Origin of the sequence: Macrococcoides caseolyticum (assembly GCF_002902665.1) — a bacterium.
Classification (GTDB): Bacteria; Bacillota; Bacilli; order Staphylococcales; family Staphylococcaceae; genus Macrococcoides; species Macrococcoides caseolyticum.
This window is the reverse complement of the sequence record NZ_PPRM01000061.1, coordinates 1-835: the sequence shown is the minus strand read 5'-3', so window position 1 is coordinate 835 and position 835 is coordinate 1. Positions and strand designations below refer to the sequence as shown.

At 33.2% G+C, this 835-nt stretch carries 1 protein-coding gene; it reads right to left on the bottom strand.

Annotation, left to right across the window (positions count from 1 at the left end; translation table 11 throughout):
* Window positions 1-59: 59 nt before the first annotated feature.
* Window positions 60-635, bottom strand: a complete 576-nt coding sequence (locus tag CD152_RS08935; protein WP_103214669.1) for a biotin transporter BioY — start codon at window positions 633-635, stop codon at window positions 60-62.
* Between the last annotated feature and the right edge of the window lie 200 nt (window positions 636-835).

Here is an 835-nt window from a genome sequence, read left to right as displayed (position 1 = left end):
TAACTCCTTATGTTTTCTTTGGTCGGAAATACATATTGAGTTTAGCACAGAAGGCTTTTTTAGTTGTCTAGCTTAATTTTACAATCGACGATATTTAAACTCCTCTTCATTTGTGGGTTCTTTCTTAAAGATACAGCAAGTAGCGCTGCAAGAAATGCTTTAATAAAATCTCCTGGCAAGAAAACCAATACAGAAGTATAAGCTTTCATTAAATCCATTTTTAAGTTTTGTGCCATAAATGCTCCACCAATTAAGTTACATAAAATTGCACCGATAAATGCATTCACAATAAATACTTTCCACACTGAAAAGTGTCTCATCTTATCTGTAGCTAAACCGATTAAATAGGCAACAATAATATATGATAATAAATAACCACCTGTCGGACCGAAAAATAATGCGAATCCTCCGCGACCACCTGATAATACAGGTGCACCAACTGCTGCAAGCAATAAGAATAATAATACAGCAAACGTACCTTTCTTACGTCCTAACAAACAGCCTGCCAGCATTATGCCTAAATTTTGAAGAACAATCGGAACAGGCAAACCTGGCATAGGAATTGGAGGAATAATACCCATCGCAGAGATTAAAGCTGCAAACATTGCGATAATCACTAAATCTTTCAATTTCATTTCTTAAACCTCATTTCAACAGAATAAACTTATTCTACACTATTCGTTAACCTTTTAGTACAAAAAGTTAACAATAGCTATAAAAAAATAGCTGGAATATCCAGCTATTTACAGACTGAAGACAAACTCACAATTCTAAAAGTGAGTTTGTCTTTTTTCTTCGAAAAATATTGTTATTTTAAAGAAATTAGCAAAATATC

What these genes read in the sequence shown, in the direction of transcription:
- CD152_RS08935 (WP_103214669.1), bottom strand. Translation starts at nt 635, where the DNA reads ATGAAATTGAAAGATTTAGTGATTATCGCAATGTTTGCAGCTTTAATC.